General features: G+C 68.2%; 20 protein-coding genes. 9 read left to right on the forward strand and 11 right to left on the reverse strand.

What is annotated here, in order from left to right:
* Positions 1–13 precede the first annotated feature (13 nt).
* Positions 14–556: a single-stranded DNA-binding protein gene (locus HOV91_RS09840; protein ID WP_174185133.1), complete on the reverse strand. Its 543-nt coding sequence runs from the start codon at positions 554–556 to the stop codon at positions 14–16.
* 88 nt (positions 557–644) lie between these two features.
* Positions 645–932, reverse strand: coding sequence for a 30S ribosomal protein S6 (rpsF, locus tag HOV91_RS09845; protein ID WP_039803204.1), 288 nt, complete (start codon positions 930–932; stop codon positions 645–647).
* 214 nt (positions 933–1,146) lie between these two features.
* Here rpsF and HOV91_RS09850 point away from each other — a divergent pair, with 214 nt between their 5' ends.
* A complete protein-coding gene (locus tag HOV91_RS09850; protein WP_174185134.1) occupies positions 1,147–2,538 on the forward strand; it encodes a glycosyltransferase family protein in 1,392 nt (463 codons plus the stop codon).
* On the opposite strand, the gene HOV91_RS41040 is transcribed toward HOV91_RS09850, so the two are convergent.
* The 4 genes from HOV91_RS41040 to HOV91_RS09870 form a co-directional block, all read right to left on the reverse strand.
* On the reverse strand, positions 2,535–2,615 hold the full coding sequence (locus HOV91_RS41040; RefSeq protein ID WP_369009318.1) for a CGNR zinc finger domain-containing protein: 81 nt from the start codon (positions 2,613–2,615) through the stop codon (positions 2,535–2,537). The genes HOV91_RS09850 and HOV91_RS41040 overlap by 4 nt on opposite strands.
* Entirely contained in the window at positions 2,616–3,239 is a 624-nt protein-coding gene (locus HOV91_RS09860; protein WP_174185135.1) for a TerD family protein, read from the reverse strand.
* Between the two features lie 92 nt (positions 3,240–3,331).
* Positions 3,332–4,432 carry a DUF475 domain-containing protein gene (locus tag HOV91_RS09865; RefSeq protein WP_174185158.1) on the reverse strand — a complete coding sequence of 367 codons (1,101 nt, stop codon included), beginning with the start codon at positions 4,430–4,432 and terminating at the stop codon, positions 3,332–3,334.
* A 158-nt stretch (positions 4,433–4,590) separates the two neighbouring features.
* A complete protein-coding gene (locus HOV91_RS09870; RefSeq protein ID WP_174185136.1) occupies positions 4,591–5,166 on the reverse strand; it encodes a TerD family protein in 576 nt (191 codons plus the stop codon).
* 145 nt (positions 5,167–5,311) lie between these two features.
* Here HOV91_RS09870 and HOV91_RS09875 point away from each other — a divergent pair, with 145 nt between their 5' ends.
* Genes HOV91_RS09875 through HOV91_RS09900 form a run of 6 tightly spaced genes read left to right on the forward strand, consistent with a single transcriptional unit; the run spans position 5,312 to position 12,024 of the window.
* Positions 5,312–6,526: a hypothetical protein gene (locus HOV91_RS09875; protein ID WP_312884542.1), complete on the forward strand. Its 1,215-nt coding sequence runs from the start codon at positions 5,312–5,314 to the stop codon at positions 6,524–6,526.
* 14 nt (positions 6,527–6,540) lie between these two features.
* Entirely contained in the window at positions 6,541–7,755 is a 1,215-nt protein-coding gene (locus tag HOV91_RS09880; RefSeq protein ID WP_174185137.1) for an HpcH/HpaI aldolase/citrate lyase family protein, read from the forward strand.
* Positions 7,752–9,212 carry a phosphoribosyltransferase domain-containing protein gene (locus HOV91_RS09885; protein ID WP_174185138.1) on the forward strand — a complete coding sequence of 487 codons (1,461 nt, stop codon included), beginning with the start codon at positions 7,752–7,754 and terminating at the stop codon, positions 9,210–9,212. Before HOV91_RS09880 ends, HOV91_RS09885 begins: the two co-directional genes overlap by 4 nt.
* Positions 9,209–10,348: a cysteine protease StiP family protein gene (locus HOV91_RS09890; protein WP_312884543.1), complete on the forward strand. Its 1,140-nt coding sequence runs from the start codon at positions 9,209–9,211 to the stop codon at positions 10,346–10,348. The genes HOV91_RS09885 and HOV91_RS09890 overlap by 4 nt, the downstream gene beginning before the upstream one ends.
* A 59-nt stretch (positions 10,349–10,407) precedes the next feature.
* Positions 10,408–11,196, forward strand: coding sequence for an HAD family hydrolase (locus HOV91_RS09895; RefSeq protein ID WP_174185139.1), 789 nt, complete (start codon positions 10,408–10,410; stop codon positions 11,194–11,196).
* A gap of 30 nt (positions 11,197–11,226) precedes the next feature.
* Positions 11,227–12,024 carry an esterase/lipase family protein gene (locus HOV91_RS09900; protein WP_217440025.1) on the forward strand — a complete coding sequence of 266 codons (798 nt, stop codon included), beginning with the start codon at positions 11,227–11,229 and terminating at the stop codon, positions 12,022–12,024.
* A 72-nt stretch (positions 12,025–12,096) separates the two neighbouring features.
* On the opposite strand, the gene HOV91_RS09905 is transcribed toward HOV91_RS09900, so the two are convergent.
* The gene (locus tag HOV91_RS09905) at positions 12,097–12,495 is read right to left on the reverse strand and encodes a MerR family transcriptional regulator (RefSeq protein WP_174185140.1); all 399 of its coding nucleotides are present in this window, start codon (positions 12,493–12,495) and stop codon (positions 12,097–12,099) included.
* 47 nt (positions 12,496–12,542) lie between these two features.
* Between HOV91_RS09905 and HOV91_RS09910 the strand changes: the two genes are divergently transcribed.
* A complete protein-coding gene (locus tag HOV91_RS09910) occupies positions 12,543–13,340 on the forward strand; it encodes an MBL fold metallo-hydrolase (RefSeq protein ID WP_174185141.1) in 798 nt (265 codons plus the stop codon).
* A gap of 9 nt (positions 13,341–13,349) precedes the next feature.
* Here HOV91_RS09910 and HOV91_RS09915 read toward each other — a convergent pair whose 3' ends face one another.
* From HOV91_RS09915 to HOV91_RS09930, 4 genes are all read right to left on the reverse strand, one after another.
* Entirely contained in the window at positions 13,350–14,195 is an 846-nt protein-coding gene (locus HOV91_RS09915; RefSeq protein ID WP_174185142.1) for a class I SAM-dependent methyltransferase, read from the reverse strand.
* Positions 14,196–14,400: 205 nt separating this feature from the next.
* Positions 14,401–15,165, reverse strand: a complete 765-nt coding sequence (locus HOV91_RS09920) for an AIM24 family protein (protein WP_174185143.1) — start codon at positions 15,163–15,165, stop codon at positions 14,401–14,403.
* 2 nt (positions 15,166–15,167) lie between these two features.
* On the reverse strand, positions 15,168–15,869 hold the full coding sequence (locus HOV91_RS09925; protein WP_174185144.1) for an AIM24 family protein: 702 nt from the start codon (positions 15,867–15,869) through the stop codon (positions 15,168–15,170).
* A 9-nt stretch (positions 15,870–15,878) separates the two neighbouring features.
* Complete coding sequence (locus tag HOV91_RS09930; protein ID WP_174185145.1) at positions 15,879–16,502, reverse strand: AIM24 family protein; 624 nt, start codon at positions 16,500–16,502, stop codon at positions 15,879–15,881.
* A gap of 179 nt (positions 16,503–16,681) precedes the next feature.
* Here HOV91_RS09930 and HOV91_RS09935 point away from each other — a divergent pair.
* Positions 16,682–17,326 (forward strand): TerD family protein (locus tag HOV91_RS09935; RefSeq protein WP_174185146.1); only part of this gene is annotated, 645 nt, incomplete at its 3' end.

Raw genomic sequence — 17,326 nt, forward strand, 5'->3', positions numbered from 1 at the left:
GTTGTGGCCGTTCTCAGAACGGCGGTTCGTCATCCATGCGGCCGCCGCTCCCGAAGGAGCCGGCCGCGGGCGCACTGCCCCAAGGGTCGTCCTCGGCACCGCCGGAACGCCCACCGCCACTACCGGAGGAGGCGTAGCTGCCACCGCTGCCGGAGCCCGAGCCGGACCCGAAGCCGCCGCCACCGCTGCCGCGACTGGTCTTGTTGACCTTCGCGGTTGCGTAGCGCAGCGAGGGGCCTACCTCGTCGACCTCGAGCTCGACGACCGTGCGCTTCTCACCCTCGCGGGTTTCGTAGGAGCGCTGCTTGAGTCGTCCGCTCACGATGACACGGGAACCTCTGGTCAGGCTTTCGGCGACATTCTCCGCGGCCTCGCGCCAGATATTGCAGCGCAGGAACAGCGCTTCGCCGTCTTTCCATTCGTTCGAATTACGGTCGAATACCCGCGGGGTCGACGCGACGGTGAAATTCGCCACCGCCGCTCCCGCCGGCGTGAATCGAAGCTCCGGGTCGGCCGTCAGATTTCCGATGACGGTGATGACCGTGTCGCCTGCCATGTGGTTCCTCCTGCTCGGTGTGCAGTCCGCGTCTCGCTGTTGCGCTAGAGCCTAGGCACAGACTCCGACGCAAACGAGGGTTGCCGGACTACTTGTCGTGGCGCAGAACCTTGGTGCGCAGCACCGACTCGTTGAGACCGAGCTGGCGGTCGAGTTCGCTCACGGTGGCGGGCTCGGCGGTCAGGTCGACCACGGCGTAGATGCCCTCGGCGTGCTTGGCGATCTCGTAAGCGAGCCGGCGGCGGCCCCAGATGTCGACCTTGTCGATCTTGCCGCCTTCGGTGCGAACGACACTGAGCAGGTTGTCCAGCGACGGACCAACAGTGCGCTCGTCCAGGCTCGGATCGAGGATGACCATCACTTCGTAATGACGCACGGACCAATCACCTCCTGTGGACTAGGAAACGGCCACGGACGGTCCGTGGCAGGAGGGTCGTTGCGTCAGCAACCCGAACAGGCTACATGAGCGGCACCGGAGCAGCGAAATCGCCCCGTCGGCCAGGCGGGCGCGCACGCGATCGGCCCGCGTGTTCGCCTTCGTAGGGAGGGGAACGGCGGCATCGCCCGCCGGGTCCGCTTAGGGTGGATCCATGCCGACCGGACTCGCCGCCCGCGATCTGCCCGCAGGGCGTGTGCGACGCCGCGCGGCGCTGGCCGTGGTGGTGCTGTTGCTCTGCGCCGTGGTCTTGGCGCTGGCATACGCGAACAAGGCGCGCTGCGCGGGGGCCCCGTTCGACCGGGACGGTCGCAGCACGGTTTTCGATGTCATCAAGGATTCCGACGTCTGTTATTCGGACATCCAATTCCTCTGGCTCGGCCGGGATATCAACGAGCACGTCTTTCCGTACGTGCGCGGCGGTATCACCGAAGACGGTGCGCTGGTCGGCGGCGCGGTGGAATATCCGGTGCTCAGCGGCGTGCTGATGTGGCTCGGGGCGGTCGAGGCGGACAACGACGCCGATTTCCTGCGGTACTCCGCGCTGCTGCTCGCGCCCTTCGCGCTGCTGACCGCGTGGATGCTGGCTCGCCTGGCCGGCGCCGCCGCCCTGCTGTGGGCGGCCGGACCGCCGCTGGTGCTCTACGCCTTCCACAACTGGGAGCTCCCGGTGGTGTGTACCGCGGTTGCGGCCGTCTACGTGATGGCGGCGCTGACCCGCTACTCGGTGCGCACCAGGGGGATCGTGGCCGCGGTGCTGCTCGGTCTCGGGTTCTGCCTCAAGCTGTACCCGGGGATCTTCGTGTTGCCGCTGCTGGCGTACGTGCTGACCGGAGGCGTCGAGGGCGACCCGCGGGATCCGGATCGGCGGCTGGACGTGCGCGGCGCCGCGCTCACCGCGGCCGCGGCGGTCGGCACCGTCGTCGCGGTGAACCTGCCGTTCGCGCTGGTGGGGTACGAGGGCTGGCGCGCGTCGATCACCTTCCAGCAATTGCGGCAGGCCGACATCACCACGAATTCCGTCTGGTACTGGGGCATCCGGCCGATGTTCGGTCCGGACGCGCTCGGTGAGGCGGCGTTCCAGCAGTTGGTCTCGATCGCCTCGCCCGTGCTGGTGCTCGTGGCGTTCGCGCTGGCCATGTGGCTCGGCTGGAAGCGTTACCTGACGACCGGCGTCTTCCCGTGGGTCGGGGTGAGCGGGGCGATGCTGTGTGGATTCCTGCTGTTCCACAAGGTTCATTCGCCGCAGTACACCCTGTGGCTGGTGCCGTTCCTGGTGCTACTGGAGGTGCCATGGTGGCTGATCGGCAGCTATCTCGTCGCCGACGCGGCCATCGGGGTCGGGGTGTTCCGCTACTTCTACTCGATGGGGTCGGGTAACTCCGTAGAGCTGATGGAGAACATCGTTCAATTCGGGGTGTGGGGACGCGCGAGTCTGCTGATCGTGTTGTTCTTCGTGTTCCTGTGGGCCGCGCCGCGCGGGCACCGTTCGACCTCGCCACGGGTGTCGCGATCCGACCCCCGCAATCTGGTCCCGGTGGTCTAGGGGCCGCCGTGCCGGGCGCGGAAGGCGGCGCTTGTGGCGCGGTTACCGCACAGCGTCATGTCGCACCGGCGGCGCACCTACTTGCGCGCGCTGTGCCACTGCATGCCCCACTGGTATGCCTGGTCCAGTTCGCGCTGAGCGCCGTGGACGTAGTGCACTTCCCGGTGCACGGTGATCCCGGCTCCCTGGTTCTGTAGCAGGGCGATGGCGCAGGAACGGGCGCCGTCCACCGGCGAGTCGAGGCGGACCTCGACCTGCGGGCCCGCGGTCGGGTGGAGCGTCACCACCCCGTCCGCTGCGGCCCAGTTGGGCACGCCCTCGTAGATGAAGGCGAAGATCAGGATGCGCTTGAACAGTTCGGGCCTGGCGAGGTTGATGTGCATGTTCTCGCCGGCGGTGCCGGTGCCGCTGCGATCGTCGCCGTCCAGCACGATGTAGGGCTCGGCGTCCAAGGCGCCGAAATTGCCGCCGATCGCCTGCACGACGCCCTTCGCGCCGTTGGCGAGTTCGTAGAGGCAGCCGAGGTCCAGGTCGACGGGCTTGGAACGGCGGAAGAATCCCCGGGGTCCGCTCGACCAGTTCAGGTTGACCCGCATGGTGCCCTGCTGCTCACCCGGCTTGGTCAGGTTGATGCTCGGTGTCGCTTTCGACAGGGTCACCTTGGACAGGTTGACGCCGCCGGGGTTGCCGTCGATCGCCATGGCGCGATCCCCCCTCCGTGGAAACGAGAGCGGCAGCGGCCATCCGTCGGATGGGGCCGCTGCCGCACGGGTCTTCGGCTGCTTGCCGGGGATCAGCCTACCGGCGTCGGTTCCCGTTCGCTGTCCACTTCCTCTTCGTCCGCACCGCGGTTGCGGACGACGCTGGTGATGAACGCCGCACCGATGAACGCGACGCCGATCAGGCCGGTGATGAGCTCGTTGACGTGCACCCCGATCGAGATGAGCAGGATCGCCGCCAGCGCGCCGATCGCCCAGTGCGCGCCGTGCTCCAGGTAGACGTACTCCGCCAGGGTGCCCTTGCGGACCAGGTACACCGTGATCGACCGGACGAACATGGCGCCGATCAGGCCGAGGCCGAGCGCGATGATGATCGGGTCGGAGGTGATGGCGAACGCGCCGATCACGCCGTCGAAGGAGAACGACGCGTCGAGCACCTCGAGGTACAGGAACAGGAAGAAGCCCGCCTTACCGGTGGCCTTGGCCAGCTCGGAGGGGCCGCCCTCGGTGTACTCCTCGGTGTGGAACATGGAGCCGAGCCCGTCCACCGCGATGTAGGTGATCATGCCCAGCAGGCCGGCGACCAGCACGGTCGAGCGGTGCGCCTCGTCGGAGACGAACTCCGCGGTGAGGATCAGGCCGGTGCCCGCGACCACCACCGAGAGCATGTCCAGCTTGCCCGCCTTGGCCAGCGGCCGCTCCAGCCAGCTCAGCCAGGTGACCTCGCGTTCCTCGAAGATGAAGTTCAGGAACAGCAGCGCCAGGAACATGCCGCCGAACGCCGCGATCTGCGGGTGCGCGTCGGTGAGCAGTTTCTCGTAGCTCGGGCTGCCGTCCGGGAAGGTCAGCGCGTCGTCCGGGGGCGGGTTGAGTGCCAGGTCGAAGGCTTCCACCGGATTCAGGCCCGCGGTGATCCACACGATGGCGAGCGGAAAGACCAGCCGCATGCCGAACACGGCGATCAACACGCCGATGGTGAGGAAGATCCGTTGCCAGAAGGCACTCATGCGTTCGAGCACGGTGGCGTTGATCACGGCGTTGTCGAACGACAGCGACACCTCGAGGATGCCGAGGATGACGACGAGCGCGAGGGCGGTCGGTCCGCCGTACAACACCGCCACGACCAGGGAGACCGCCGTGACGAGGAAGGACATGCCGAATATGCGCAGGACCACGCTGGGACCTTTCATGAAGTGAAAACGAGGCGGCGACGTTTGCTACCAGCGTGGCTGCTGGATCGCCGGTTGTCCAACGCTGCCCCTGGGCGCCGGTATGCCAGGGTCGCACGACGAAGGGGGCCCGTCTCCGGGCCCCCTGCGAACAGCGAGGTACCTCAGACGTTCACACCGTAGTCACGGGCGATGCCGGCCAGCCCGGAGGCATAGCCCTGGCCGATGGCGCGGAACTTCCACTCCGCACCGTTACGGTACAGCTCGCCGAAGACCATGGCGGTCTCGGTCGAGGCGTCCTCGGTGAGGTCGTAGCGGGCCAGCTCCTCGCCGTTGCTGCGGTCGACGACGCGGATGTAGGCGTTGCGGACCTGGCCGAAGGACTGCGACCGGGAGTCGGCGTCGTAGATCGAGACCGGGAAGAAGATGCTCTCGATCGTGGGCGGGGTGTTTGCCAGGTCGACGTTGATGACCTCGTCGTCGCCCTCACCTTCGCCGGTCCGGTTGTCGCCGACGTGCTCGATCGCGCCCTCGGGGGAACGCAGATTGTTGAAGAAGACGAAGTGCTGGTCGGACAGGACCTTCTTGTCCGCGCCGGTCGCGATGGCGCTGGCGTCGAGGTCGAAGTCGGTGCCGGTGGTGGTCCGCACATCCCACCCGAGGCCGACTGCAACAGCAGTGAGGTTAGGCGCCGCCTTGGTCAGCGAGACATTGCCGCCCTTGGACAAACTGACACCCATGCGGGATTCCCTTTCAATAGTCCGTCATTGGTTCCCAGCATGTCCGAATCGCCGGGTACGCCTTACGACAGTAGTAGGTTTCCGCGAACTTGCGTAGGAACCGGCGCAACCCTCGGCGAACAGGAAGATCTCCTACCATCGCAGCGTGGCAGGGCGCAGGCGCGGTTGGTTCCGTTCGTCGGGAGACGACGCGTGGATCGAGCATGCCCGCGCCACGCTCGCCACCGCCTTCCTGGACATGGACCGGCGCCAGAGCGCGGCCGACGCTGCGGTGCACGCCGCCGATGAGGTCTTCCCGGAGCGGGGCACGGGCGCGCGCTGGGAACCGGTCCGCCACAGGTGTTATGGCGCGGGGGAGGTCTACCTGACGTTGAGCGCGGAGCTGGAGGCCGCGCAGCGCGGCGGCCCGCCGATCCCGCAGGCGCGGCAGCGCGTCGACGCCGCGGTCGGGCAACTGACCGCCGCGGCGCACGCCGTCGACGAGTTCTATCGCGGCGACCAGAGCAGGCTCGAAGAGGCGGTGGCCGTGCTCGGCGCGGTGCCGCAGCTGGTGCAGCGGGTGAAGGCCGCCGCGGCCGGGGTGCGTGCGCACGCCGTCGACTCGGAGTTCGCGAACTATCCCTCGGTGCGCGAACGCGCCGCCGCGGTCGATGAGGCGCTGGTCACACTGGAGGCGGCGGGGGTCGACACGCCGGCGGGCACAGTGCGGGAGACCGCCAACCGGCTGGCCGCGCTCACCAAGGAGCTGACGGATGCGTTGGCGCAAGCCCCATCTCGAGCGGCGGCCGCGAACACCGCGATATCGTCGGTGACAACCCGGCTTGCCGCCGTCCGGACCAGGGCCGAAGGCGTGCCGCCCGCGTTCTCGGCGCTGCTGCGCGAGTTCAACGCTGCGAGTTCGGCCGATCTGGCTAACAATGAGCGGGAAAGCCAGCGAGCCATCGAGGCCGCGGACGCGGCCCTCGGCAGGGCGCGTGCGGCGGCAGAGAACAATCCGGAGTTTGCACTTGATCTGACCACATCCGCGCGCGGGTTCCTCGCCGAGGCCGAGCAGCGGGTCGACGCCGTGACCAAGCGGCTCGCCCTGCTGCGTGCGATCCGGGCCGACCCGCAAGAACAGGCCAAGGCCGTACGATTCCGGCTGCGGGACGCGCAGATGCTCGCGGTGAGCCGCGGGCTGGTCGCCGAATGGGGTTCGGTGCTCGACGCGCAAGCAGCACGGATCGACCGAATCAGCGAAACACTGTCGGGGCGTCATCCCGACTACTGGGCCTATGTGGCGGAACTGGATGCCGTCACCGAATTCATAGCCGGAGTAGTGGATCGAATGAGAAAACAAGCAGGACCACGACGAGAATGAGGAGTGGGGCAACGATGACCGCAGGCATCGCCGTCCAGCAGGAGGTTTCCCTGCGGAAGCGAATGCCGCTGCGCCACTTCCGGCAGTTGCACGGCCCAGAGGCGAGGCGACTCTTCCACCGGCAGCCCGAACCGTTCGGCGACGACCACACCGATCGCGAGCTACTCGCGATCGGCCTCGGTGCGACGCTGTACGCGCCCGCGACCAGGCCCGACCTGGCGCTGACGATCGGCAGGCGCGCCACGCACGGGGTGTGCTCGATGGTGATCGACCTGGAGGACGCCGTCGCCGATCACGAGGTGGAGTACGCCAAGCAGCAGACCGTCGCCGCCCTCGATCTGCTGGCGGGCAGCCACGACGCCAATCCGCTGCTGTTCGTCCGGGTGCGCGACGCGGAGACGATCACCGAGCTCATCGAGCAGCTCGGACCGGGCGCCAGGGTGCTCACCGGGTTCGTGTTCCCGAAGTTCGACGGCGTCACCGGGCCGGACTACCTCGACGCGCTGAACGCGGCGGCCCAGCGGGTGCAGCGACCGCTGTACGGGATGCCGGTGCTGGAGTCGGCGGGGCTGGTGCACCGGGAGACCCGCGATCACGAGCTCACCCAGATCGCGGCGCTGCTGGCCGCGCACCGGGAACGGGTGCTCGCGGTGCGGGTCGGTGCGACGGACATGTGCTCGACCTTCGGCATCCGGCGTGACCGCGACCTGACCATCTACGACGTGCGCGTGGTCGCCGACGTCATCGCCGACATCGTGAACTACCTGGGACGTGCGGACGGGACGGGTTTCGTGATCACCGGGCCGGTGTGGGAGTACTTCGCCGACCACGAGCGGATGTTCCGGCCGTTGCTGCGGACCGCGCCGTTCGAGGAGTCCGACGCGGTGCCGTTCCGGCAATACCTGGTCAGCCGGGATCTGGACGGTTTGCTGCGGGAGATCACGCTGGACCGGGCCAACGGCATTCAGGGCAAGACGGTGATCCACCCGTCGCACGTGGCCGCTGTGCACGCGCTGTCGGTGGTCACCCACGAGGAGTACTCCGACGCGCTGGACATCCTCCGCGACGATGTCGGCGGCGTGGCGGCCTCCGGCTACCGGAACAAGATGAACGAGATGCGGCCGCATCGCAGCTGGGCGCGACAGACCCTGTTGCGCGCACGGGTGTTCGGCGTGGCGAACAAGGGAGTGTCGTTCGTGGATCTGCTGACGGCGTTGGTCACCGTATGAGCCGGACGACCGCCGAACTCGGTGGCAACGAAATATTTTGGGCGACAAGAACTCTGGGCATCGGCCTGCATCGCGATCCGGTGCGGGAACGCGATTCGGATCGGCTGCGTTCGGCGCGGCTGCCGATCACGGCACTGGTGCAGCCGGGCGTTCGGCGCAACAATCGGCGCCGGGCGCACCTGCTGGTGTCCACCGTGCTCGGCAAGCACCTGCCGACCGATCCGCGGATCGTGCTCGGGGCGGGCGATCATCTGGGCGATCTGGTGCGCGCGGTGCTCGGGGATCGCGAGGCCGTCGTGCTCGGGTTCGCCGAGACCGCGACGGGGCTCGGCCACTGTGTGGCGGCGCGGATCGGCGCGAGTTGCTATCTCCATTCGACCCGGCGCGCGGTGCCGCACGCGCAGACCCTCGCCGGGTTCGAGGAGGGGCATTCGCACGCCACCTCGCACCTGCTGCAACCGGCGCCGGCCGACATCTTCGTCAACGATCTGCCGCTGGTGCTCGTCGACGACGAGATCTCCACCGGAGCCACCGCGATCGATGCGGTGCGCGCGTTGCACGCTTTCGCGCCGCGCGCCCATTACGTGCTCGCCTCCCTGGTCGACCTGCGCGATGCGGCCGATCGTGCCGCATTCGACGCTGCCGCCGCCGAACTCGGGGCACGCATCGACACGGTCTGTCTCGCCACCGGCCGGGCGTCGCTGCCGGAAGGGCTGGTCGACGCGGTCGGCGCCCTGCCCGAACCACGCCTCAATCCGACGGCCGGACAGCCCGGTTCGTTCCGACGGGTCGAACTTCCCTGGCCCGCTGCCGTTCCGGAGGGCGGCAGGCACGGAATCCTCGCTTCCGACACCGGCGCGTTCGAGGCGGCGCTGTCGGACGCGGGCGAGGTGCTGACCGCCCGGCTCGCCGCCGACTTCCCCGGCCGGGCCGCCATCGTGCTCGGGCACGAAGAGCTGATGTACTTGCCGCTGCGGTTGGCGGCGCTGCTGGCCGAGTCGGGGACGCCCACGCGCTTCCAGACCACCACGCGTTCGCCCGCCTATGTGCTGGACGAGCCGGGATATCCGTTGCGGCGTGGGTTCCGGTTCGTCGCACCCGAGCCAGGTGATGCCGCGCCGCGCTACCTGTACAACGCGCAGTGGCCGGTGGATTCGCTCGACCTGTTCGAGGCCGATCTGGCGGGGCTGAGCGGCCTGATCGCCGATCCGGCTCCCGCGGGTGACGACGCCGTCGACACGAGCACGGACGCCGACCTCGCCGCGCACGATCCGGTGCTCGTCGTCGTGGTCGATTCGCCCGCCGACACCGCGGCGTTGACGGCCGAGAACGGGCTGGTCGACGTGCTGACCGCCTCCGGATCGGACGTGCTGCTCGCGGTGCTGCGGGAAGCCGACCCGCGGCGGCTGCACGCCGTACGCGCGTCGTCGGAGGTACTGGACGGGAGCGGGTCGTGACGAATACCAGCGTGGGCGCGCTACCCACTCCGCTGCACGGCCCGCAGTTCGGCTCCTATGCGACCGACGAGGTCTCCTGGCTGCTGAAGGACCTGTCGCACGTCGATCTCGAGGCCGACGTCGCCGAGCGGGAACGCAAGATCCAGGCCGGGAAGGCGCACTACGCGGAGTCGCTCCCGATCGAGTATCAGCCGGACGCGTCGTATCGCTCGCTGTTCGACGAGGTGCTGGCGGAAAGCGCCGAGCGACTCGCGCTGGCGGTGGCGACCGTGTCCGAACTGGTGGTCGCCGAGCGCGGCGAGGACATCGTCCTGGTGTCGCTGGCGCGCGCGGGCACGCCGGTCGGCATCCTGATGCGCCGCTGGCTGCGAGCGCGTTTCCCGAGCATCGAGGTGCCGCACTACGCGGTGTCGATCGTGCGGGATCGCGGCATCGACGCCGTGGCGCTGGACTATCTGGCCGAGCACCACGATCCGTCCTCCGTCGTGTTCGTGGACGGGTGGACGGGCAAGGGCGCGATCACTCGCGAGTTGACCGAGGCGCTGGACGCCTACCACGCGGCCGGGGGCGCCCGGTTCGACGGCGAGTTGGCGGTGCTGGCCGACCCCGGCCACTGCGTGCGCACCTACGGCACCCGCGACGACTTCCTGATCGCCTCGGCGTGCCTGAACTCGACCGTTTCCGGCTTGATCTCGCGCACGGTCCTCAACGACACGCTGATCGGCCCCGGCGATTTCCACGGCGCCAAATTCTACCGCGAACTGGCCGGTGACGACGTGTCCGGGCGTCTGCTGGACACCGTGAGCGGCGCTTTCGACGCGATCCGCGACCGGGTGCCCGCCGAAGTGGCCGCGATCCGCGCGAGCGACCGGACGCCCACCTGGACCGGCTGGGCGTCGGTGGAGCAGGTGCGGGAGCAGTACGGCATCGCCAGCGTGAACTTCGTGAAGCCCGGCGTCGGCGAGACCACGCGGGTGCTGCTGCGCCGGGTGCCGTGGATGGTGCTGGTGCGCGAGGCCGACGCGCCGGAGCACGCGCACATCCGTATGCTCGCCGCGGCCCGGGGTGTCCCGGTCGAAGTCGTCGCCGACCTGGCATATTCGTGTATGGGATTGATCAAGGACGTGCAGCAGTGAACCTATCTCCGAGAGCACACCGAAGACACGCGCTGATCGCGACCGACCTGGACCGGACGATGATCTACTCGCGTAACGCCTTCAGCACCGCCGAGGACGTGCCGACGGTCTGCGTGGAGCATCTGGATGGGGCGCCGCTGTCGTTCATGACCACCACCGCGGCGCTGCGGATGCAGGCCCTGACCGAACCCGCCGCCGTCGTTCCCACCACCACCCGCACCATCAAACAGTTCGAGCGTATTCGACTACCCGGGGCGCCGTGGCGCTACGCGATCACAAGCAACGGCGGGAACATCCTGGTCGACGGCGTGCCCGACCTGAGCTGGCGCATCGATATCGATGCCGAGGTCCGAGCGGGCGGCGCCACCCTGTCCGAGGTGACCGAGGAACTGCACGCCCGCATCGACGACTCCTGGGTCACCAAATTCCGCGTGGCCGACCATCTCTTCTGCTACCTCGTGGTGAAGCCCAAGGACGTGCCCGAGGGATTTCTCGCCGAGTGGGACGAGTGGTGTCGTTCGCGGGGCTGGTCGGCCTCCCAGCAAGGCCGCAAGATCTACTCCATGCCGCTCGCGGTCTGCAAGAGCCGCGCGGTCGCCGAGGTGCGCAAGCGCCTCTGGGAAAGCGGGGAGCTGACCGACGACGCCCGCACACTCGCCGCGGGCGACGGCGCCCTCGACGCCGAGATGCTCCGCGCCGCCGACTCGGCCATCCGCCCCCGCCACGGCGAACTCGAACAACTCAACTGGACCTACCCGAACCTCACCGTCACCCGATCCACCGGCATCCTGGCCGGCGAAGAAATCATCAATTGGTTCTTCCAGGAAGCCCCGCCGTCCTCCGAGTAGCCGGCACGGCATCGAAACGGTATCGGTGCAGTGGTTTTCGAAGCCACAAATGGAATTTCCACGTTTCACCGTGCCCGGATGAGCCCTCGCGCTATTTTCTGTCTGCTCGCAGTGCGACGAGCAGATCGGAGTCTATTCATGCACATCACATCCATTACGCGCCGCCTCGTTTTTGCCGCAATCACCCTGGTCGCGACAGCTACCGCTGCGCTCGGCGTCGCCACACCACAGGCGGCCGCTGCGCCGGCGCGAGATCCCATCCTTTTCGTCCACGGATGGCAGGGATCGGCGTCGGACTGGAATTACATGTGGGCCCGATTCCTGGACGCGGGATACTCCGCGGATGAGATGGCACGATTCACCTACAACACCACCCGGTCGAACAAGGACATCGCGCTGGAGGTTCAAGCGCAGGTCGACGCGCTGCGCGCGAAAACCGGTGCCGCCGAGGTCGATATCATCACCCACTCGATGGGCGGCCTCAACAGTCGCTGGTACCTGAAGAACCTCGGCGGCCTCGATTTCGTCGACGACTGGGTCTCCATCGGCGGCCCCAATCACGGCACCGACACCGCCAACGGATGCCTCGATGTCTCCTGCGTGGAGATGCGGCCCGGCTCCGCCTTTCTGGCCGAACTGAACAGCACCGACGAAACCCCCGGCCGGGTGAACTACGGCACCTGGTGGTCACCGTGCGACGAGATCATCAACCCCGACGCGAGCACCATTCTCAGCGGCGCAGGCAACACCCAGACAGCGTGCATCGGCCATGTCGCGCTGCTGTCGTCGTCGACGGTTTTCGAGGGCGTGCGTGACTTCGTGAAGTAGTCGGCTGAGCCCCGGCCCGGCCCGGCCCCGTCTCGCATCCGCGAGGCGGGGCCGAATACTTGGTTCGCGGACTTATAGCGCGTCGGCGGCGCTTTCGAAGGTGGATTTGAAGTCCGGGCATTCGACCAAGGGGTCGTGGGTGCAGGTGGCGGCGTGGCGGAGGCTGTCGCGCATGCGGATGAGGCGGGCGATGTCGTCATCGAGCTGGCGGGCCTTCTGCGCCATGCGGGTGCGCAGTTCGGCGTCGGAGGGGGAGGCGCGCAGGAAGCGGGCGATCTCGGCGAGGGTGAAACCGGCGCCGCGGGCGCAGGCGATGAGGGCGAGGCGGCCGAGGATGTCGGGGTGGTAGGTGCGGCGCAGGCCGTTGCGGCCGGTCGCGGCGATGAGCCCGCGTTTCTCGTAGAAACGCAGTGCGGAGGGCGCGAGGTTCGCTTGTTCGGCGACCTCGGCGATATCGAGCAGGTCGGTCATCGCGTCTCCTTGACTTGAACCGCGCTTCAAGTCACAGACTAGCTCCCATGACAGTTCATCACCTCAATTGCGGCTCGGTACGGCAGATCGAAGCCACCTACGACGGGCCGGCGCCCGCCCACGCGGTGAACCACTGCCTGCTGGTCGAGACCGCGTCCGACGGTCTGGTGCTGATCGAGACCGGCATCGGGCTGGACGACGTCCGCGACCCGGCGGGCACGCTCGGCGCCGACTGGGTCGCGCTCTCGCAGCCGGTGTTGTCCGAGGACGAGACCGCCATCCGGCAGGTGCAACGCCTCGGCTACCACCCCGCAGACGTGCGGCACGTCATCCTCACCCACCTCGACGTGGATCACTGCGGCGGGCTGCCCGACTTCCCGCACGCGCGGGTGCATGTCCTCGCCGCCGAACTCGCGGCGGCGCAGGCCGAAGCCCCGAGCTTCCGCTACCGCCCCGCGCACTGGGCACACGACCCGCACTGGGTCACCTACCCGTCCGACCCGACCGGAAAGTGGTTCGGCTTCGACGCGATCCAACCGAAGGATCTGCCGGAGGACTTCCAGCTGATCCCGCTGGGCGGACACACCGCAGGTCACACCGGGGTCGCCGTTCGCGACGGCGAACGTTGGCTGCTGCACTGTGGCGACGCCTACTACTACCATCGCGAACTCGACCCGCGGCCGCAGCCGCACCCGATCCTGGACATCGTGCAAACCTCCTCCGAGGTCCACCACGACCTGCGAGTGGGCACCCAGGCGCGGCTACGCGAACTACACCGCGACCACGGTCACGAAGTCACCTTGCTCAGCGCGCACGATCCCTGGGAATTCCAGCGCCTTCGCTGAGCCGCGGGATCATCGCCGCTGCCAGCACTGCGCCGTATCGCCGAGATTCCACCACGAGACGTAGTCCGGGTCCTGGTCGAGCAGCGTCCATCCGGCCTCCAGCGTGTCGAAGAACGCGCTGTCGGCCGTGCGCCCGCCGCGTGGTTCGCCGATGTAGACCAGCGACGAACCGCCTGCCTGCTGATAGGCGGCGAGAGTGGTCGAGGCCATCGGGTTCTCCCAGCCGGGCGGCCAGCAGAGAAACAGCACATCCCCGGCATGGGCGGCGACCAGATCGGCTGTGGAGGAAGGCGGCGTGGCGGTGGGATGCCATGTCGCGGTCTGCCCGGCGGCGGCCGGAAACGCCGTGTTGGTCGCGCGATCGGGTGGATGCGAGTCGAAAGCGGTTGTCGGAATGCCGATGCGGGCGAGCTGATGCGCCCAATAGCCGCGGCCCGAACCCACTTCCAGTACCGGCCTGCCCTGCGCGGCATCCGCCACCCACCGCAGCGTCGCAGGAGAGGGAATCGCGTAGGCGTAGGCCGCCTGCAACACAATCTGCGCGTAGGCCAGTCGCGCACTACCTTTTGGGTTCCCGCCGTTCACCTCGCGACGGTTGGCGCGCTCCCGCGGACCGGGCGATACCGCGGCGGCGACGATGTCCCAGTAGGGATTCGTGCTGAGGCCGCCGGTCAGGTAGTGCAGCAGGTGTAGGTCGAACGTGGCGTCGGCGATGTCGTCTCCGGTGCCGGGCAACCGGCACGCGGTGGACCAGTAGTCGGCCACCCGCGGATACGCTGTCGCGAAGGTCGATTCGTCTCGGACCAGGTTCGTCAGCGCCGTGCGACGCTGTGGCGAGAGCGCCAAGTCAGCCATGACCCGATTCTGCGCCGACCGTGGACCGGCACCGGTGAACATCGAGTCGAGTTCACCGTTCCGTCGCGAATCCTTTGCTGTCCGTATGTGATACGCCTGTCGGCCCGAGTTACTCTGACGCGGCTCGCCCGGTCTCCCTGCGCATCAGCCGCCGCGCATCGACATCAGTCCGCCGCGGATCGGCGAACGCGAGTGATTCCGTGGCTCAGTACTGCTGCTGCCCGGCCAATTGCTGCGCGATGAGCCCTTGCAGCCGTTGCAAGCCGCTGACGGTGATGCCGCTCTGGATCTGTCCCTCGATGGTGCGCACCAGCATCGCGTCGCTGAGCACCTTCTCGCTGGACTGGATCAGCACGGTGCCCGCGCCGGTGAACTCGAACTGACGCTCCTCACCGGAGTTGACGCCGAGGCGCGCCGCGCCGGCGGCCAGGAAATCGGTGACCCACCGCTGGTCGTAGTGGTGACTCGGGGAGGGGCAATCCGCCCAGCCGACCAGCGATTCCGGGTCCACCCGCAGCGGCGGCTCGGCGAACATGACCGGCCCGTTGGAGGAGGCGAGGAACTTGCCGGTGCCGATCAGGGTGAGGAACCCGGGCACGATGGACTGGTTGAGCGACAGACCCGGCTCGAAGGCCAGCAGGTTGGCCGCCCGGATGGTCAGGTTGCCGTTGTCCTCGAGGTCGTAGGAATTGATGTCGTAGCCGCGGTCGCCGATGATCAGCTTGCCATGGCCCTCCGCGACGACGTAGTCGCCGGTGAACAGCGGCGCCGAGAACTGTTGCGACACCATGTGCAGCAGCCCGCCGTGCAACCCGTGGCTCAGCGTCTGGAACCGCATGTCGCCGTAGTAGGCGATCATCGCGCCCTTGCGCATGAACCACGGCTTGTTCAGATCGATGCAGTACGCGTAGCTGTTTCCCGGGATGTTGTCGCTCTCGCCGAGATTCATGGGATTCAGGATCTGGGACATGCTCACAACTTCTCTTCGGAGGCCTGCACGTAGACGACGCCCTGCCCGACGCAATGCAGCTGCATCGCCTCGCCCGCGCCGCGGCCGACGGCATCCCGCCAGCTCATCGCCGACTTGAGCTCGGTCTGCACATTGCCGTAGGCGGCGACGAACGCCTGCGGATCGACCACGATCGGATTCGGGCCGCCCACTTGAAGTTCCAGGAACCCGCCGTGCGCGAGCAGCACCGCGGCGCCCTGCCCGGACAACTGGGTGGTGAACATGCCCTGCCCGGTCAACGCGCCCGAGGCGGCGCCGCGCAGCGCGCCCATCAGCCCGCCGCCGCCACCGCCTCCGCCGCCCGAACTCATCACCGAGACCACCGAACTCTGCAATCCGGCGGTATTGGCCAGCAGTCGCGAGGCCTCGACCCGCAGCGCCGCGCCCGGCTGCATGTGGACTACGTGGACCTCCAGGCCGGCGAACCCGTAGTGCACCTCGCCGTTGCCCTGCGCCAGCATGGTGCGCTCGTGCTCGCCCGCCATCGCCCGGCCCGCGATACCCATCAGTCCGCCCATGCCGCCCATCCCCTGGGCTCCCGGAATCTGATGGGGCGCAAAGGAAACGTCGCCGGTGTAGAACAGCATCGCGCCGTTGCGAGCGACCACTCCGCCCGCCATTCCGACGTCGACCTTGACGACTTTGCCGTTGACCTTCTCGAACACCGCTCGCCCCTACCGTTCCGCCGGTTGGATCAACACCACGCCTTGGCCGTCCCAGCGCAGCGAGAACGCCTCGCCCGCGTCCTGGCCGACGAAACTGCGCCACGACACGTCGGAGACGAAGGACTGGTTGAGGTTGCCGCGCGCCGCGACGAACGCGTCCGGATCCACGATCAGCGGGTACTGCGGGGAGACCTCCAGGTGGATGAGCGGACCGCCCGCCGAGAGCAGCGCGACCTGACCCTGACCGGAGACGGTCGTGGTGAACAGGCCCTGCCCGCTGGACGCGCCGCGCAAACCGGCGAAACGCACGTCGGTGCGCAGGTTTCCGGCGAACGCGAGCAGTTGTTGCGACTCCACCTGCAGCGTCTCGTTGTTCAGGTTCACGACGGTGACGTGCTGGCCGCTGACGGCGAAGAACACCCGGCCGTGCCCGGCGCACTCCATCAGCGACAGTTTCTCGCCGGTGGCCCGGCGCTTCAGCCCGGCGAGCACACCGTCGCCGCCGCCGAAACCGGCCGATTTGAACTGCACATTGCCTTCGTAGGCGATCATCGAGCCGGAGATCGCGCGGAGGCTGGTTCCGGCCAGATGGGCCTCGACCACCTTCTTCGATTGCTCGAACAGTTGCGCCATGGAGTCTGCCTGCTGTCTCGTTCGGGAACACGGTGGGATCGCCGCATTCCATCTGCGTGCCGTCACCCTAACCGATGCTCGCGCGGGTGTCGGAGCAGCGCGTCCGTTCACTCCGAGCGGCGCGGAGCGCGTTTCTCGTAGAGTGTCAGGCGAACGCACCGACAAGCGAAGGGTCGAACTTGTCCGCAACTCTCGCCAAGGGCCAGAACGGTCCGCTGGCCACCAACGACGTGGTGATTTCCGTCCAGCTCTCGGCGCCGGCGGATCTGTCGGCACTACTGGTCACCGAGCGGGGCAAGGTCCGTTCCGATGCCGACTTCGTCTTCTTCAACCAGCCCAGCGGTCCCGGCGTCAATCTGCAGCCCGCACCGGCAGGCCAGCCCGCGTCGCTGGCGGTGTCGCTGAACGCGGTGCCCGCCGACATCGACCAGATCCGCGCGGTGATCACGCTGGACGACGCGAACAGCAATTTCGGCAGGTTCCCCGCCCCGATCGCGATCGTGTCGGACGCCGCGGGTAATCAGTTGTACGAGTACCGGATCGAAGGGCTGAACACCGAGTCGATCGTGATCGCGCTCGAGCTCTACCGCCGCCAGGGTGCGTGGAAGGTGCGTGCGGTCGGACAGGGCTACGCGGGCGGTTTCGCCGCGCTGGTCACCGACCACGGCGTCTCGGTCGACGACGCCCCGCAGCCCGCGCAGGCGCCGCAGCCCGCGCAGGCTCCGCCACCGCCGCCGCAGCAGCCGGTTCAGCAGCAGCCGCCGAACTACCCGCCGCCGCCGACCACCCCGGCGTACCCGACCCAGCAGCAGGCGCCGCAATAC

Origin of the sequence: Nocardia barduliensis (genome assembly GCF_013315795.1) — a bacterium.
In the GTDB taxonomy this organism is placed as follows: domain Bacteria; phylum Actinomycetota; class Actinomycetes; order Mycobacteriales; family Mycobacteriaceae; genus Nocardia; species Nocardia barduliensis.

What these genes read in the sequence shown, in the direction of transcription:
- HOV91_RS09840 (WP_174185133.1), bottom strand. Translation starts at nt 556, where the DNA reads ATGGCAGGCGACACGGTCATCACCGTCATCGGAAATCTGACGGCCGAC.
- HOV91_RS09850 (WP_174185134.1), top strand. Translation starts at nt 1,147, where the DNA reads ATGCCGACCGGACTCGCCGCCCGCGATCTGCCCGCAGGGCGTGTGCGA.
- HOV91_RS09860 (WP_174185135.1), bottom strand. Translation starts at nt 3,239, where the DNA reads ATGGCGATCGACGGCAACCCCGGCGGCGTCAACCTGTCCAAGGTGACC.
- HOV91_RS09870 (WP_174185136.1), bottom strand. Translation starts at nt 5,166, where the DNA reads ATGGGTGTCAGTTTGTCCAAGGGCGGCAATGTCTCGCTGACCAAGGCG.
- HOV91_RS09880 (WP_174185137.1), top strand. Translation starts at nt 6,541, where the DNA reads ATGACCGCAGGCATCGCCGTCCAGCAGGAGGTTTCCCTGCGGAAGCGA.
- HOV91_RS09885 (WP_174185138.1), top strand. Translation starts at nt 7,752, where the DNA reads ATGAGCCGGACGACCGCCGAACTCGGTGGCAACGAAATATTTTGGGCG.
- HOV91_RS09895 (WP_174185139.1), top strand. Translation starts at nt 10,408, where the DNA reads ATGATCTACTCGCGTAACGCCTTCAGCACCGCCGAGGACGTGCCGACG.
- HOV91_RS09905 (WP_174185140.1), bottom strand. Translation starts at nt 12,495, where the DNA reads ATGACCGACCTGCTCGATATCGCCGAGGTCGCCGAACAAGCGAACCTC.
- HOV91_RS09910 (WP_174185141.1), top strand. Translation starts at nt 12,543, where the DNA reads ATGACAGTTCATCACCTCAATTGCGGCTCGGTACGGCAGATCGAAGCC.
- HOV91_RS09915 (WP_174185142.1), bottom strand. Translation starts at nt 14,195, where the DNA reads ATGGCTGACTTGGCGCTCTCGCCACAGCGTCGCACGGCGCTGACGAAC.
- HOV91_RS09920 (WP_174185143.1), bottom strand. Translation starts at nt 15,165, where the DNA reads ATGTCCCAGATCCTGAATCCCATGAATCTCGGCGAGAGCGACAACATC.
- HOV91_RS09930 (WP_174185145.1), bottom strand. Translation starts at nt 16,502, where the DNA reads ATGGCGCAACTGTTCGAGCAATCGAAGAAGGTGGTCGAGGCCCATCTG.